The following is a 15,984-nucleotide window of genomic DNA, read 5'->3' on the forward strand; positions in this document are numbered from 1 at the left end:
TTTGCGTGTATTTTTTGGGATTACACAATATTTATGTCTACTGATGTAAACGTCTTCACTACAAACGATCTGGGGGCAGTGATAGTCCGTAACCCACTAGTTGTCAAGGCTGAAACTACAGTCATCGAAGCGATCTCCCAGATGAGCGATCGCAATGAGAATGTTATGCTCGCAAAGGTTCAAGCAAGCTGTGTGTTGGTGGTTGAAGAAGAAAAAGTCCTTGGTATTTTCACAGAACATGATGTGGTGCGTCTTATTGCCCAGTCGCGATCGCTAGAAACGTTGACTATGCAAGAGGTAATGACCTCGCCTGTGCTCACAATTCAGGAAACTGAATGTGCGGATTTATCCTCATTGATGAAGATGATGCAACAGCAGCACATTCGCCATTTGCCGATCTTGAATGATGATAATCGGCTCTTGGGAATTGTCACCATCGAAAGCCTTTTGCAAGAGATGCATTCCTCATCTCAGCTTTTAAAAAAATCCTCCGAAGCAGAACTAAAACTGAGTGAACAAAGATTTAGGTCGGTGACAAAAGCTGCACCTGTGGGAATTTGTCGTACTGACAAGCTTGGTAACTGTATCTATATGAACGATCGATGGTGTCAGATTTCAGGATTAACGCCATCAGAGGCTGAGGGATTGGGTTGGATAAATGGCATTCATCCCTGCGATCGCGAACTTCTTTCGAGAGAATGGAATGATTCCATGCAAGAAAATCGCCCCTTCAAACTTGAGTATCGGTTTCAAAATTTATCAGGGAGAATTACTTGGGCATATGCAGAGGCTGTAGCTGAATATGATGAGTTGGGCGAAATTATTGGTTATGTTGGTACGATTACGGATATTAGCGATCGCAAAGCTACCGAACAAGCCCTGAAATTGCAGCGAGACTTGAATCAGCTAATTGCCGAAATCACCAGTCGATTCATTGATATTAGTCCAGAATATCTAGATGCGGAGATTAATCTCTCACTTCAACTGATTGGCGAAGCGACCAACTCTGATACTAGCTATCTGATCAAATTTCTGGTGAAAGATCAAGATGACTCTCCGCTCCCAGAAGGAACTGTGAGCATGACCCATGAATGGTGTAAGCCCAAATACCCTCGACAAATCGAACAAGTGCAGAATGTTCCTTTATCTGCATTCCCTTGGTCTAACACTAAACTCCTACAGCGAGAAGTTGTGAATATACCCAGAGTTATAGATGCACCTAGAGAGGCGATAATCGACCAAGCGAGTTGGCAAAGGTTTAACATCGTGTCCTCGTTATCGGTTCCCCTAATTCAAAAATCAGTTGTCACAGGAACGTTGGGATTTGCATCCTTCAGCGATGTCATCTATTGGGATGAGGAAATCATTAGGTTATTGCAAGTAATGGCACAAACCATAGCCAATGCCCAACAACGCGCTCAAGATGAACAGCAGCTATATGAGAGCGAAGAACGGTTGCGTCTAGCCCTTAGAGCCGCAAATCAAGGGCTTTACGATCTTAATTTGCAAACTGGGGAAGTGATCGTCAGTCTCGAATATGCCACAATGCTAGGCCATAATCCTGCTACTTTTCAAGAGACTAATGCTAAATGGATAGAACGTCTACATCCAGATGATCGTGAGCATGTTACTAAAGTGTATCAAGAATATGTGGCGGGGCTTTCTCCAGAATACAAAGTGGAATTTCGGCAACTTACGCAAACGGGTGAATGGAAATGGATTCTTTCTCTTGGTAGAATTGTAGCTTGGGATGAGTCGGGTAATCCCTTACGGATGTTGGGAACTCATACGGATATTAGCGATCGCAAAAAAGCCGAGGCAGAACGATTACTTGCCAAGCAGGTTCGCCAAGAATTAAAATTCCTAGAAAATATTCTTGATATAGTCCTTGCAGGCTATTGGGATTGGGATCTGCAAACTAATGAGGAATATCTCAGTAAAGGACTAAAGCAAATGTTTGGCTATGAAGATGATGAGTTGCCAAATTCTCCTGAGACATGGCAACATCTGATCTTTGATGAAGATTTACCAATGGTTTTTGAGTGCTTTGACCAGCATGTCCAGAGCCACGGTGAAGTTCCATTTTACAATGAAGTCAGGTATCGCCACAAAGATGGTTCTACAGTCTGGGTCAACTGTTCTGGCAAGGTGATCGAATGGGATCAAGAAGGTAAGCCACTGCGAATGATTGGTTGCCACATCGACATTACTAAACAAAAACAGGCTGAGAATAGCTTACGCAAAAGTGATATCCATTTAAAGACTGCTCAACGAATTGGTAGGCTAGGAAGTTGGGAATTTATCCTCGATCCTGAACAAGTCATTTGGTCAGATGAGTTGTTTCATATTTTTGGGCGTGATAGGACTATGGCTCCTCCCAATTTCGATGAACTCCAAGAATTATTACATCCTGACGATCGCGACCATCATCAGCAAACCGTACAGACAGCTATTGTCACTGGAAAACCCTTTGATATTGAATTCCGCTTCTTCCATCAAGATGGCAATATTAGATATATCCAAGCTAGGGGAGAACCAATTTTAGATGATTCTAATTGCGTCATTCAACTAATTGGCACTGCCCTAGATATTAGCGATCGCAAACAAGCCGAAGCAACCCTTATCCACACCACCACGCAGTTAGTTTCCTCTAACCGTGAACTAGAAGCCTTTGCTTACTCGGTTTCCCATGATTTGCGATCGCCTTTACGAGCAATTGACGGCTTTAGCCAAGCTCTAATCGAGGATTATGGCGACAAATTTGATAATGAGGGCAAGGATTACTTTGATCGAATTCGTCGGAATATCAAACGTATGGGGATGTTGATTGATGACCTACTGCGCCTCTCCCGTGTGTCTCGCTCTGAGATGCGATACAGCAAGATCAATCTCAGTATGCTAATTGCTGAACAGTTAAATGAACTGCAAACAGCAGAGCCAGAGAGACAAGTTAAGTTTGTGATAGCTCCAGATGTATTTGTCTCAGCTGATAGTACTCTAATGCAGATGGTGATCAGCAACTTGGTGCAAAATGCTTGGAAATTTACCAGTAATCATGCAACGGCGAGGATTGAATTTGGATTGATTCCATCTGAAAGCAACCAAAACACTCAATTTACCTATTTTGTTCGCGATGATGGAGCAGGATTTGATATGAACTATGCCGACATGTTGTTTGGGGTTTTTCAAAGACTTCACAACACCAATGAATTTGCAGGAACAGGTATCGGACTTGCCACTGTACAACGGGTAATTCATCGACATGGTGGACGTGTTTGGGCAGAGGGTGCGATCGAGCATGGTGCGACCATTTATTTCACCATACCTGATACCATGCCAAGTTCAGTGACTAATGTGCCAATCGGAAGAGGAGCTTAAAATCATGGCTTTACGCCCAATTATACTGATTGAAGATAACCCTGACGATGAAAGATTAACAATTCGTGCCTTGCGGCGGGGCAATGTCGCCAATGAAATTTTCGTTGCCCACAATGGTGAGGAAGCATTGTCAATGGTGTTAAATGCTAATCCGTTACCAAGTGTAGTCTTATTAGATCTAAAGCTACCCAAGGTAGATGGATTAGAAGTATTACGACAGATTCGAGCTAATGCTCGCACACATTTACTCCCAGTGGTTGTGCTTACATCTTCCAGCGAAGATCGTGATATCATCGATAGTTACAACTTGGGAGCGAATAGTTATGTACGAAAGCCAGTGGAAATCGAAAAATTCACGGAAGCAGTGCGTCAACTAGGGTTGTATTGGGCAGTCATTAATGAAACTAGTCCAGGAGGTTTGTAAACCATGACTTACAGCCTAAAGGTCTTAAGTATTGAAGATTCAGAGGATGATGCGCTTTTAGTGATACGCGAACTGCGGCGTGGAGGATTTAATGTTGTTTGGGAACGAGTGGAGACAGCCGAAGATCTACGCACGGCACTAACTAGTCAAACTTGGGATGTGATCATTTCTGATTACCATTTACCGAAGTTCGATGCATCTAGAGCGCTGCAAATCGTTAAACAAGAATTTCCTGATCTTCCTTTTATTGTAGTCTCTGGATTAATTGGTGAGACTTCAGCTGTAGAACTGATGAAAGCAGGCGCTCAGGATTACCTAATGAAAGGGAACCTAGCTCGTTTAGCCGAAGCTGTGCGACGAGAAATTCGGGAAGCTCAGATTCGACTTGAGCGTCAACGTTCAAAACAGCAGCTAGAAAGCGCCCAAGAACGTCTGCAACTCGCCATTGAAGGTTCAGGCATTGGTCTATGGGACTGGAATATTCAGACAGGGGCAGTAACGATCAATGAGCAATGGGCTAAAATTATCGGTTATTCTATTGAAGAGTTAGCACCAATCGGTTTTGAAACTTGGCAACAGCATACCCATCCAGATGATTTTCAGAAGGTCAATTTTGCTTTGGAGCAATACCTTCACCACAAGACACAGAGCTATGAATGCGAACTACGAATGCTCCATAAATCTGGTGCTTGGATCTGGTTATTGAGCAAAGGCAAAGTGGTCGAATGGGATGCCGCAAATAGACCATTACGGATGACAGCTACATATTTAGATATCTCTACGCGCAAACAAGCTGAATTGCGAGTAGAGATGCAAAACCTGATCTTGGAGCGAATTGCCAAAGGAGAACCTTTGCCAGATATGCTGGATATGCTGGTACGTGCAACGGAAGATCAAATTGAAGGAGGGATCTGTTCTATTTTACTTTGCGATCACGATGGCATATTGCATCTTGGCGCAGCGCCTAATTTGCCCGATGATTATAATCAAGCCATCGAAGGGCTAGTAATTAGCGAGGGTGTGGGTTCCTGTGGCACAGCCGCTTTTCGCAAAGAACCTGTGATTGTTACCGATATTACCACCGATCCACTTTGGCGGGATTTTAAGGAATTAGCCTTGACTCATAATTTGCGATCATGCTGGTCATTTCCTGCGATCGCTAGTGATGGTTCGGTGCTAGCCACCTTTGCGGTTTATCACCCTGATATTCATATTCCACAGCCACGAGAACTGGAGGTGATTAGTCTTGCCGCAAATATTGTCAAAATTGCGATCGAGCGGGAACAAGCCACTAAAAAACTAGAGCAGTTAAATCGGGAATTGGAAGATCGGGTGGAACAACGCACCGATGCTTTGAGGCAGAGTGAAGCCCGCTTGCGAGAAGCTCAACAAATTGCTCATCTTGGTAGTTGGGAACTGGACGTAATCACCCAAAAAGTTACTTGGTCTGAGGAAATATTCACCATTCTTTCCCTCGATCCCCATAGATCTACATTAACCCATGAACAATTTGTCCAATTTTTGGCTCCTCATGAACAAGAGCGCTTAAAACTACTGAATAAAAGAGCAATTAGATATCGAGAATCCTTTACCCTTGATGCAGAGATTGTCTGTGCTGATGGTTCCATTGGTTATATTTTTATCAAAACTGAGCCGATCTGGGATGCGCTGGGAAAGGTAACCCGATTGTTGGGAATTGTGATGGATATTAGCGATCGCTATGCCATGCAAGAAGCTCTACGACGCAGTGAAGAAAGAGCTAGAGCCACTCTCAAGGCTTTGCCCGATCTGGTGTTTCGAGTTGATCGCGAAGGAAAATATTTGGATTTTATGGTGTCACCTCAAGGTCGCTACCTTGTTGATCCGCAGCAACTAGTTGGAAAAAATATTCATGAGACTTTTCCCATACCGACTTCGACAATTTACGCAGAGCGCAAATATGCAGCTCTTCAGCAAGCACTTGTCACGCAGACTGTCCAAATTTATGAACAGCAGATTGAGATTGGCGATCAATGCCGTTATGAGGAGATTCGGGTTGCTCCCAGTGGAAGTGATGAAGTGGTCTTTTTTATTCGAGATATTAGCGATCGCAAGCGAGCAGAGGTACAACTGCACCAAACAAATCAAGAACTTGCCCGTGCCACGAGACTTAAGGATGAATTTCTGGCTAACATGAGTCACGAACTTCGCACCCCTCTCAACGCAATTTTGGGAATGACTGAAGGCTTACAAGAACAAGTATTCGGTAAAATTAGCGATCGTCAACTAAAAGCCCTGCAAACTATTGAGTCTAGTGGATCTCACCTATTGGAACTAATCAATGACATCCTTGATCTTTCTAAAATAGCCTCTGGACAAATCGAACTTGACTGTACCCTCACTTCGATCAATCGTCTCTGTCAATCTAGTCTGACGTTTATTAGGCAGCAAGCCCTGCAAAAATGTATCCAAGTTCATACTAAAATCCAGATGGATTTGCCAGATTTGCTCGTGGATGAACGTCGCATCCGTCAGGTATTGATTAATCTTCTTAGCAATGCTGTCAAATTTACTCCAGCAGGAGGAACTATAACTTTGGAAGTTAGTCGCCTTCAGTTGATCACTTCTTTCCAAGAAGAAGCTAATGAAGAAGTAAAAGAATACTTGCAAATAGTGGTAATTGATACTGGCATTGGTATTGCCGAAGAAAACATTCAGAAATTATTTAAGCCTTTTGTCCAAATCGACAGTGCGTTGAATCGTCAATATGAAGGCACGGGTTTGGGTCTGTCTCTAGTTAAGCAAATGGTGGAACTTCATGGTGGCAAGGTAGGATTAACCAGCGAGCTTGGTGTAGGTAGTCGCTTCACCGTAGAGCTACCCTATGCTCCCAATGTTGAGTTCTCCTCTAAAGTACTCGACATTGATATAGCAACTACGAGTTCACAACTGGAATCTCCAGCCACAAGCAAGTTACAAGTTCCTTTGATTTTGATTGCCGAAGACAATGAAGCCAATATCATGACGCTTTCTAGTTATCTATTGGCAAAAGGCTATCGCATTGTATTAGCTAAAAATGGGGAGGAGGCGATCGCGATCGCATTGTCGGCTAGACCTGATTTGATATTGATGGATGTGCAAATGCCATTAATGGATGGGTTAGAAGCAATTAGACGGATTCGGCAGATTACTAGTCTAGCCAATGTCCCGATTATTGCTCTGACTGCTTTAGCAATGGCAACTGATCAAGATCGTTGTCTTGCCGCAGGTGCTAATGAGTATCTTCCGAAACCCATAAAATTAAAGGAACTTGTTGCAATGATTAAAAAAATATTAGTTTAAGATTAAATAATGCTGATAGAGGGGGGTATAGCAAACCAAGGTTTGCTTATGACATAAAACCAGAAGATGAGTGGCGGCGCGAAGCGCCGCCACTCATCTTCTGGTTTTGGTTTGTACTAGCTAACTCTTTTTTTGCTATATATAGCAATCCAAAATATTTGATTTTATCCATGACTTACATTGCTATACCAATTCATATAGTTGCAGTCACTTGTCTTAGGACAAATCAATTCTTGGGTTTTATGCCTTAGTAAACTTGGCGATAGCTATAAAAGTGTGACGATACTTTTGTGAATTAAAAACTAAGCTCAGTAAGGGTTTTAAAAGGACAAAATGGCATAGCCATTTTGTCTTTTGTGATCATAAAGATTTATTGTGGTTCGTTTGGCTGAAAAACTGCGGTAATTCTCAAAGTTGTAGTCATACTTTCAGGAGTTGCTATAATTCATACATAGTTATGCTTTTTATATACTGCGCTTTGCAATGATATAAAGGTTAATGTTTGGGTTAATAAAGTTAATTTGGAACTTTTTTAACCAGAATAATGTCTTAAGTCTTTTGACAAACTATCGATAATATCGCATATATCTAAGGCTCTAAGAGGTCTGAATAGCTGTATGAGAGAGTTAATTCAAAGTAATTCAAACAGCCAAAATCAGGACTTGATTAACGCCGAAGCATCTCGACTTGATTGGGGAAATCTGATAGCGACAATTGCTCTGGGGATTCAGCAATCTTTCGCTCTGTCAACAATTTTGCAAACAACTGCGGACGAAGTGCAGCAACTACTGCACTGCGATCGCGTATTGTTTTATCAGTTTGCCCCAGATCTGAGCGATCAAGATGAATTTCTTTCGGGGTTTCAGGAACCCGCTAATCTGGTGATTCCAGTATTAAATGCATCTCAGCGTTGGGGAGTCCTCATTGCCCATGTCCATAATGACAAAACACCCCGTCGTTGGCAGCCAGAAGAAATTCATGGATTGCGGCAAATCGCCGTTCATGTTGGCATTGCCATCCATCAGGCATCTTTGCTAGCACAATTGAAAGAAGCAAAAGAAGCGGTATCGGTTCAAATGGGGGGATTTGCTGAGCTAAACCAGACTAATCATCAGTTTTTACAAAGCGAAGAAAAATATCGACATCTGATTAATAATCTTCATGCTGGTTTCGTGGTTCATGCCCCAGACACAAGCGTCATTTTCTGCAACTCTAATGCCTGTGAGCTATTGGGACTAACTCCAGATCAGATGTTAGGAAAAACAGCGACCGACCCAACTTGGCATTTTGTTTATGAAGATGGAACTGCTATGCCATTTAAAGAATATCCAGTCAATCAAGTTCTCAGGACTGGTCTACCTCTGAGGAACTATGTAGTAGGAATCTATCAAGGCGAACAAACCCAAGTTTGGGTTTTGGTTAACGCATTTCCAGAGTTTGACGCTAACAAGCAAATTCAACAAATTGTGATCACATTTATTGATATAAGCGATCGCAAAAAAGTCGAATTAGAAAATCGGGAAGCTCAGAATTTTCTCAATTCAATTATTGAAAATATCCCTAATATGCTCTTTGTTAAGGATGCTGAGAACCTAAGATTTGTGCGTTTCAACAAGGTTGGTGAAGAACTGCTTGGCTATTCCCGAGAATCATTAATCGGCAAAAGTGATTATGATTTTTTCCCGCCAGAGGAAGTAGATTTTTTCATCGCTAAAGATCGTGAGGTGTTGGCAAGTTGTAAGGTTCTCGATATTCCCGAAGAAGTTATTCAAACCAGAAATAAGGGTGCAAGAATTTTACATACTAAAAAAATTCCTATTTTTGATGAGTTTGGTCATCCTCAATACTTATTAGGCATTTCTGAAGATATTACTGAACGCAAACAAGCTGAACTAGCTCTGCAAGAAAGCGAATCTAGATTTCAGAAGATTGCCTTATCATCACCAGGAGCTATCTATATTCTCGTGCGCAGTCTAGATGGCACAAACTACTTTGAATATGTAAGTGCAGCCTTTGAAGATATTTGCGAAGTTAGTGTTAAACAGTTACTAGAAAACTTCAACAACTATAAGACATTGATTCATCCTGAGGATCTGGCAGGTTATCAAGAAGCTGTTAAATATAGTATGCAAAATCTGTCACCTTTTAAACATAGTTGGCGGATTATTACCCCTATCCAAAAGCTAAAATGGGTACAGGTTAGCTCCCGCAACGAATGTCGTGATAATGGAGATATCGCTTGGTATGGAGTGATGTTAGATATAACTGATCTTAAACAAACTGAAATAGCTTTAGCGAAAGCCAAGGAAGTCGCAGAAGCAGCGACTAAAGAGAAAAGTCAGTTTCTTGCTAACATGAGTCATGAAATTCGCACACCGATGAATGGTGTCTTAGGAATGGCTGAAATACTTGCAAATACTAAGCTTACTGAAGATCAGAAAGATATTCTGCAAACGATTCGAGATAGTGGTGATGCTCTTTTAGTAATAATCAACGATATTCTCGATTTCTCAAAAATAGAATCAGGAATGTTTCAATTAGAAGAGCATTCTTTTGTTCTAAAAGATTTAATTTTATCTGTTTGTAGTCTATTGAGTAAGCAAGCTCTAGCCAAAGATATTGTTGTTCAGTATGAAATTTCTCCTGATATTCCAACTAATGTTTTAGGAGATAGCAATCGCCTACGTCAAATCCTCTTAAATTTAATTGGTAATTCAATTAAATTTACTCAAAATGGTAGTATTAATATTTCTATTACCAAGAATAGAACGGATGAGAATGGACTATTAGAACTAACTTTTTCTATTAAAGATACGGGAATTGGTATCGACTGCGATCGCATTGATCGGCTATTTCAGCCCTTTACCCAAGCTGACTCTTCCATTTCACGAAAATATGGTGGTACTGGCTTAGGTTTAGCGATTAGCGAAAGTTTAGTGAGATTAATGGGCGGGGACATTTGGGTAGAAAGCTTGGGCAATATTGGGGGAATACCTCCTGAGAGTTGGACTATAGATCCAGACTTAACTCAAGGTTCAGTCTTTTATTTTACGATTAACTTAAAAGTAGTTGCCGAAGCGAAAGCTATATCCCAAAAAACTTTAAGTGAACCCCAACTAGATGTGAAGACGGATCAATCCAAGTATCAAATCCTCCTCGCTGAAGATAATCTTGTCAATCAAAAAGTAGCGGCAATGATGCTCAAAAAGCTGGGATATATTGCTGACATTGCTAATAATGGCTTAGAAGTATTACGAATGGTAGAAATGCGAGTTTATGATCTCATTCTCATGGATATGCAAATGCCAGAAATGGATGGAGTTACGGCAACAAAGATTATTCGCCAGTCTAACCAACCGCAACCTCGGATTATTGCCGTAACAGCTAATGCTTTAGAAGAAGATCGTCAAAAATGCTTTGATGCAGGAATGAATGATTTTGTAACTAAACCGCTTCTAATTCAAGAGCTGAATCGCATCATTTCAGAATATTCCCAAACAAGGCAGCTTAGCCAAAGGCAGATTGCCCATACCTAAAGATTTAAATTCTGTATTGTCTGTGGATGGTGCTTGGTAGTCTCCCATACCGAAAATAGTAATGGCGGCGCTACGCGCCGCCATTACTATTTTCAGTTTTATTTCCTAATACCAATTCACAAAAGTGCCGACACTTTTGTGAATTGGTATGAATTTTTATGGATTTAGAATCGCGATTGTAGTTTGCAGTAAAGCGATCGCTTTCTCTCCAGAGATATGAGCAACTGGCAAGCTATCAATTCCCATCGCTACACAAAGTAACCCTAGATAGAGAATCGAATATTTGAATACCGACCGAGCAACTGTGCGATCGCTTGGCTCTTTTAATAACTGCGTTGCTTTAAATATAAATGCACCACCTAATCCAACAGCCGACAATGCATAGACTAAACCCATGACATTGCAAGGATAAACTAGCAACAGCGACACAGGAACCAACAACAATGTGTAAAGCAAAATTTGATCAGCCGTCACCTCTGCGCCCTTGACGACAGGCAACATCGGTACGCCCACCTTGGCATATTCATCACGAATCATTAGTGCCAAAGCCCAGAAATGTGGTGGAGTCCATACAAAAATAATTGCAAATAAAACCCACGCTGCCCAACTTAGTTCACCAGTTACTGCTGCCCAACCAACTAAGGGAGGGATTGCACCTGCTGCGCCACCGATGACAATATTTTGAGTACTGGAACGCTTGAGCCAAATCGTGTAAACGCCCACATAGGTAGCGATCCCTGACATCGCTAGACAAGCGGCAAGGAGATTTGCATATACCGTTAGCAAGGTGAAGGAAATAATTGCTAAGACGATCGCAAAAATCAGCGCATTAAGAGGTTGAATTCTACCTGATGGAATTGGTCTCCAGCTAGTGCGCTCCATTTTGGCATCGATATCGCGATCGTATAAACAGTTAATCGCATTTGCTGAAGCTGCTGCGATCGCCCCTCCTAAAACTGTAATAAACATCAAAAATGCATCCACTTGTCCTTCAGAAGCAATCCACATCGCCCCTGCGGTGGTGATTAGCAAAAGGACGATAATGCGGGGTTTCGTTAGCTCCGTATAATCTTGAATAGCTTCTCGCCAGTTGCGACTTAAAGATTGACTGGCTTTATCAATGATATTTTCTGCGATCGCTGTTTCTGAGATATTCAATTCTTGAATTGCTGTTTCTTGCATTGCGCTTAACTCCTAAAATATTTCGCAGTTATTACAGTTAGCGAATCGCAGGTTGCGCTTGATTCTGTTCTTGGATGAAAGATTGGTCTTGTCTGGCAGCTCTAAATGCTAACACAGAAAAACAAACGAGGGTTCCGAGCAGTGCTGAGCCTGTGGCTTGGTGAGCAATGGTGAGCGGTTCGACCTGTAGGTGTAGTTTATAAGTTGCATAGCCGATCGCTACCTGCACAATTACTAAACAACCTGCGATCGTTGCCAAGCGGCGTAATTCAGGTGCGATATCCTTATTTAGCCATGCCGTCACCACCACCACGATACTTGCAAGGGTAGCTGGAATCACACCAATCAAGTGTGCATTCAAAACAATGCACATATCCTGTGTAGCAAAGCATTGGTGTAATGCCCATTGAGAGGCAACCAATGCACCGAGAATACTTTGCAAATAAACTAAAACTGCGGCTGTTAGACCAAGCCAAGGTAGTTTGGTTGACTTGCTTTGCAGATCAACCAAACTACCTTGATTGGTTAAAGCAGTAGCGATCGCTAACAAACTAGAGAAAAATAATAGCCCCGTTCCCAAATGAGCTGTGACAATATCAAACCTTAATAACTGCGTTACAGTCAGTCCGCCTAAAATCCCCTGAAAAACCACCAGAGATAATGATCCTGATGTCGCCCAAGGTAGCCATTTCGGCAAAGATTTGCGGAAGTACCAGCTTGCGCTAAACAAAACAATCGTGGCAAACCCAACCGAAGAGGCAACTAGACGATGAAACCATTCTAAAAATACTTGTAGATTCATTTGCTCTGCGGGCAGTACCGATCCATAGCACAGGGGCCAATCGGGACAAGCTAAGCCTGCATTCATTACGCGAGTCGCACTACCGATCGCCATCACCATCCAAGTTGCGATCGCAATGCCAAGTGCCATGCGATGGATCAATACAACTGGCTCTATAAATCGGTTTGTACTTTCAGAACTACTATGAGTAGAGGTTTCAGCAGCTTGCGCTGATTTATAAGAAGATAAAGAGTCAGTCATGCAAATTTATGATGTTCAGGCTTTCTTCGTGAATCTTGATAAAACTCAACAGAAGTATTTGTAATAGTTAGAAATTATATTAAGAGCAGTTCTAGGTTTGGTTTGGAGATTTAACAATTTCTTCGCGTTAGGTATTTACACTGATCTAAAAAAACACCGCAAAGCGGTGTTTTTTTAGATTTTATAGATTTGAGCGATCGCCTAGATTATCTAGACGTTTTTTTATACGATTTTCGATACGGTCTTTTATGCTCTCTTTGGGGCGATTTGACCGATCTTTTTGCATGATTTCATTGAGCTTCGAGCGCTGTTCTGGAGTCAAGATTTCGCGCATGGCTAACATTCTCTCGAAATGTTGCTTGCGTAATTCTTGTTGGAGGTTTAGCGCTTGATTATGCTTTGCCCGAATTACATCACTGCTTTCTGACCCTGCTAGTAAATCTCGTAACTCCGTATTCGCTTGACGGGATTGCTGCGCAAGCTCTCGAATACGAGTCAGATCGCGATCTCGAATTGCCTTAAGCTTTTGTAACTGCTCAGTTGATAAATTTAATTGCTTGAGCATCCTGCCTGAAGGCATATCGCCACTTTCAGCACGATCCTGACGATTTGGCATTTGGGCTAATATTTCCGAGTCTGATACTGGCTTGTTTTCAGGACTGGCTTGAGATTTAACTTGAGCTTTTTGAATTTGAGATTGCGCTGATTGCGCTGATTGCGATTGTAAGTTGGCATTACTAGCCCAAATAGCGCCACTAACTGCAACTACGGCGGAAGCGATCGCACAATATTGAAAAATTTTTGATTTAAACATAATATTTCTCCTCTGTTTACTCATAGTCAAGAGGTGATAAATCACTCAAAAGCTGTGTATCTGTTGAAGTAGTTGCGGTATTAACCGCTTGATAGGTCGTGTCATCGGTCATATTCCAACTGCTGATCAGCGACTGCTCGATCTCAGTTTTTTCTGATTCACTAATACTGGCAACTTGATACTGTGAGCGATTAGTTACCCAATTAAACGTAATCCCTGTAGCGATCGCGACGGGGAGCAATAACGCCCAAGGTAGCCAACGCCGTAAATTTGCGTTAGAAGATTTTGGCGATCGCTGTGGATATTTACTGATTTCAGCAAATAGCTGTTTCTCAAAATTTGGGGCTGGAAGAGGGGCGATCGGTTTATTTTGTTTGAGAAAAGACAATAAGGAGTCATCAGAATTTTCACTAGGGTCTTCGCCAAAGTGTTCTGGAAAATCTTGAGAATATTTGTTTTTCATAACTCGACGCCTTGCGCTTCTAAAAACTTTTTGATGGCACTACGGGCATGAAATAACCGTGATTTCACCGTGCCGACAGGAATAGATAAAATTTCGGCGATATCTTTTTGCGGTAACTCCTCTAGATCATGCAGAACCAATACGGCGCGATGATCTTCGCTTAGTTTTGCTAAACCGCGTTGCATTAGGTCTTGATAATGCATTTGGGTTAAGCTCGGTTGCAAATCACTCTCACGGGCGATCGCATCGTCAGCAAGATTTTCTAGTTGCTCATCTTCGACAGAGATATTTCGCGATCGCATTTTGGCTAGAGCTTTACGGCGATCGCTTGCCACATTAAATGCGATTCGATAGAGCCACGTCGAAAACTGGGCTGACTGCCGAAACTTAGATAGTCCTTTCCATGCCCGTAAAAACACATCCTGCACCAAATCATCTAGCCCATCGGAGCCACATAGCTGGTAGAGCGTTGAGCGCACCTTGTGATGATGACGTTGATACAGTTTTTTAAAACCATTGGGATCACCCTGCAAACAAGCTTGCACAATCGCGAGATCGGGATCGGTCTGGGGTGATTCTCTGATATCTGTTTTTACCGCTCTGAACATCTATGGCGAACATCCATATGAGCATCTATACTTATTTAGACAATATTGGCAGGTGTAACTTATTTCTAAGTTATTAGTTTTGACTGCCACAACCTTAAATAGGTTCAACCCACAATGTCTGCTGTTAGTTCTGTATTAATTCCTATTATTAAACTATGGTTGCGATCACAGGTCGAGCATATCGAAACCATCGAAATTGCGATCGCTGGCAAAAGTCGTCAAATTTTAAGCGGTGATATCCCCAAAGCCACAGTCATCGGGGTGGGGGCTAAATATAAAGGCTTAGCGATCACCAATATTGATTTATGCGCCGAAGCTATTCATCTAAATATTTCTCAAATTATCAAAGGTGAGGCATTACGATTACTTGATCCCATCCACGTCACAATGGATGTAGAGCTTTCGTCCGAGGATCTGCAAAGTTGCCTCAAGTCACCGATTTTCTTAGAAGCGATCGCTACTGAGACACCTCCCGTAGCCAACAGCGATCAGGAGATTCACGCATTACTAGAAGCCCTTGTGCATAAACTTGGTGATGAATTTACACTCCATGAACTAGCGATCGCTGATGGCGGGGCAAGGTGTCGTGGTGAATTTGCGATCGCCGCAACTTAAAGCCGAAAAAAGCCCGTGGCGGCGACAGCTATATGATTAATCTAAGCCCTCTGTACTCCCCATAAATGTCCCTTGTCAATTTTGTAAATAAATTTCAGCAGTTTGTCTTGATTGTGGTCATCAACTTCGCATATATAGCGATCGCGATCCAGCCTACTTGGGCGGCAGAATTTGCAGTGAGAGTTTTTGACGGAGATAACATCACTCTTGTTGATCGCGGCATCAAAACTAAGGTTCACCTTGCCTGTATTGATGCGCCTGAATTAATGCAATCCGAGGGACAACATGCTCGCAAAGTGTTACAAAACATTCTTGACGATGAAGAGGTTTATATAAAAGTATTCAAAAAAGATAAATTTGGGCGTTATACTGCCGAAGTTTTAGCGGGTGGACAAAATGCTAACAAAGTTATGGTGTCTCTGGGGCTAGCCCATTATGATCCCCTTCAAGAAAAGGATTGCCAAGGCTATGAGGCGATCGAAGCACAAGCGCAGAGCGATCGCTTAGGCGTTTGGGTAAATGGTACTAATGTGATGCTGCCAAGCCAATTTCGGCGCGAAAATAAATTATTAGGTGTTGGCTATTAACCACAAAAAAAGGA

General features: G+C 42.1%; 11 protein-coding genes. 6 read left to right on the plus strand and 5 right to left on the minus strand.

The features are described from left to right. The first annotated feature begins 33 nt into the window (after positions 1-33). The 4 genes from CQ839_RS05940 to CQ839_RS05955 all read left to right on the plus strand — a co-directional run bounded on the left by CQ839_RS05940 (position 34) and on the right by CQ839_RS05955 (position 10,659). Positions 34-3,378 (plus strand): PAS domain-containing protein, encoded by a 3,345-nt coding sequence (locus CQ839_RS05940; RefSeq protein ID WP_103667347.1) that lies wholly within the window; start codon positions 34-36, stop codon positions 3,376-3,378. A gap of 1 nt (position 3,379) precedes the next feature. Next, positions 3,380-3,802, plus strand: coding sequence for a response regulator (locus tag CQ839_RS05945; RefSeq protein WP_103667409.1), 423 nt, complete (start codon positions 3,380-3,382; stop codon positions 3,800-3,802). Between the two features lie 3 nt (positions 3,803-3,805). Continuing rightward, positions 3,806-7,123 carry a response regulator gene (locus tag CQ839_RS05950; RefSeq protein WP_103667348.1) on the plus strand — a complete coding sequence of 1,106 codons (3,318 nt, stop codon included), beginning with the start codon at positions 3,806-3,808 and terminating at the stop codon, positions 7,121-7,123. A gap of 617 nt (positions 7,124-7,740) precedes the next feature. After that, the gene (locus CQ839_RS05955; protein WP_103667349.1) at positions 7,741-10,659 is read left to right on the plus strand and encodes a PAS domain S-box protein; all 2,919 of its coding nucleotides are present in this window, start codon (positions 7,741-7,743) and stop codon (positions 10,657-10,659) included. 156 nt (positions 10,660-10,815) lie between these two features. Here CQ839_RS05955 and CQ839_RS05960 read toward each other — a convergent pair whose 3' ends face one another. The 5 genes from CQ839_RS05960 to CQ839_RS05980 all read right to left on the minus strand — a co-directional run bounded on the left by CQ839_RS05960 (position 10,816) and on the right by CQ839_RS05980 (position 14,768). Beyond that, positions 10,816-11,841 carry a heme o synthase gene (locus tag CQ839_RS05960; RefSeq protein WP_103667350.1) on the minus strand — a complete coding sequence of 342 codons (1,026 nt, stop codon included), beginning with the start codon at positions 11,839-11,841 and terminating at the stop codon, positions 10,816-10,818. Between the two features lie 37 nt (positions 11,842-11,878). Next, positions 11,879-12,883, minus strand: coding sequence for a heme A synthase (locus tag CQ839_RS05965; RefSeq protein ID WP_103667351.1), 1,005 nt, complete (start codon positions 12,881-12,883; stop codon positions 11,879-11,881). A gap of 181 nt (positions 12,884-13,064) precedes the next feature. Then, positions 13,065-13,697, minus strand: coding sequence for a Spy/CpxP family protein refolding chaperone (locus CQ839_RS05970; protein ID WP_181016121.1), 633 nt, complete (start codon positions 13,695-13,697; stop codon positions 13,065-13,067). 16 nt (positions 13,698-13,713) lie between these two features. After that, positions 13,714-14,160: a hypothetical protein gene (locus CQ839_RS05975; RefSeq protein ID WP_103667353.1), complete on the minus strand. Its 447-nt coding sequence runs from the start codon at positions 14,158-14,160 to the stop codon at positions 13,714-13,716. Continuing rightward, the gene (locus CQ839_RS05980) at positions 14,157-14,768 is read right to left on the minus strand and encodes a sigma-70 family RNA polymerase sigma factor (RefSeq protein WP_103667354.1); all 612 of its coding nucleotides are present in this window, start codon (positions 14,766-14,768) and stop codon (positions 14,157-14,159) included. Before CQ839_RS05980 ends, CQ839_RS05975 begins: the two co-directional genes overlap by 4 nt. Positions 14,769-14,882: 114 nt before the next feature. On the opposite strand from CQ839_RS05980, the gene CQ839_RS05985 reads away from it, so the two are divergent. Together CQ839_RS05985 and CQ839_RS05990 are read left to right on the plus strand one after the other, a co-directional pair. Continuing rightward, on the plus strand, positions 14,883-15,383 hold the full coding sequence (locus CQ839_RS05985) for a DUF2993 domain-containing protein (RefSeq protein ID WP_103667355.1): 501 nt from the start codon (positions 14,883-14,885) through the stop codon (positions 15,381-15,383). A 65-nt stretch (positions 15,384-15,448) separates the two neighbouring features. Then, positions 15,449-15,970, plus strand: a complete 522-nt coding sequence (locus CQ839_RS05990; protein ID WP_103667356.1) for a thermonuclease family protein — start codon at positions 15,449-15,451, stop codon at positions 15,968-15,970. Positions 15,971-15,984: the final 14 nt, after the last annotated feature.

The organism is Pseudanabaena sp. BC1403 (genome assembly GCF_002914585.1).
In the GTDB taxonomy this organism is placed as follows: domain Bacteria; phylum Cyanobacteriota; class Cyanobacteriia; order Pseudanabaenales; family Pseudanabaenaceae; genus Pseudanabaena.

Bases quoted from the DNA above. Each gene is read 5' to 3' on its own strand.
- CQ839_RS05940 (WP_103667347.1), top strand. From the start codon at position 34: ATGTCTACTGATGTAAACGTCTTCACTACAAACGATCTGGGGGCAGTG.
- CQ839_RS05950 (WP_103667348.1), top strand. From the start codon at position 3,806: ATGACTTACAGCCTAAAGGTCTTAAGTATTGAAGATTCAGAGGATGAT.
- CQ839_RS05955 (WP_103667349.1), top strand. From the start codon at position 7,741: ATGAGAGAGTTAATTCAAAGTAATTCAAACAGCCAAAATCAGGACTTG.
- CQ839_RS05960 (WP_103667350.1), bottom strand. From the start codon at position 11,841: ATGCAAGAAACAGCAATTCAAGAATTGAATATCTCAGAAACAGCGATC.
- CQ839_RS05965 (WP_103667351.1), bottom strand. From the start codon at position 12,883: ATGACTGACTCTTTATCTTCTTATAAATCAGCGCAAGCTGCTGAAACC.
- CQ839_RS05970 (WP_181016121.1), bottom strand. From the start codon at position 13,697: ATGTTTAAATCAAAAATTTTTCAATATTGTGCGATCGCTTCCGCCGTA.
- CQ839_RS05975 (WP_103667353.1), bottom strand. From the start codon at position 14,160: ATGAAAAACAAATATTCTCAAGATTTTCCAGAACACTTTGGCGAAGAC.
- CQ839_RS05980 (WP_103667354.1), bottom strand. From the start codon at position 14,768: ATGTTCAGAGCGGTAAAAACAGATATCAGAGAATCACCCCAGACCGAT.
- CQ839_RS05985 (WP_103667355.1), top strand. From the start codon at position 14,883: ATGTCTGCTGTTAGTTCTGTATTAATTCCTATTATTAAACTATGGTTG.
- CQ839_RS05990 (WP_103667356.1), top strand. From the start codon at position 15,449: ATGTCCCTTGTCAATTTTGTAAATAAATTTCAGCAGTTTGTCTTGATT.